Origin of the sequence: Azospirillum sp. TSH64, from assembly GCF_003116035.1 — a bacterium.
Taxonomy (GTDB): domain Bacteria; phylum Pseudomonadota; class Alphaproteobacteria; order Azospirillales; family Azospirillaceae; genus Azospirillum.
This window is the reverse complement of the sequence record NZ_LGQW01000013.1, coordinates 1-245: the sequence shown is the minus strand read 5'-3', so window position 1 is coordinate 245 and position 245 is coordinate 1. Positions and strand designations below refer to the sequence as shown.

Genomic DNA, 245 nt, shown 5'->3' with positions numbered 1-245 from the left:
TGGTTAGAGCGCGCGCTTGATAAGCGTGAGGTCGGAGGTTCAAATCCTCCCTGGCCCACCATGTTTAGCGGTCGCGCGCGTCTCCGTGAGGAGAGCCGATCGGGGGCATAGCTCAGTTGGGAGAGCGCCTGCTTTGCAAGCAGGAGGTCGTCGGTTCGATCCCGTCCGCCTCCACCATTCACAAGATGGTGTCGAGGGACGCCGAGCCGCTCAGCTTCGAGGACCGTTGGAAGGAACCACAACAC

At 61.6% G+C, this 245-nt stretch carries 1 tRNA gene; it reads left to right on the top strand.

Going from position 1 to position 245, the window contains the following annotated elements:
* The first annotated feature begins 101 nt into the window (after positions 1 to 101).
* Positions 102 to 177, top strand: a tRNA-Ala gene (locus TSH64_RS01500).
* Positions 178 to 245: the final 68 nt, after the last annotated feature.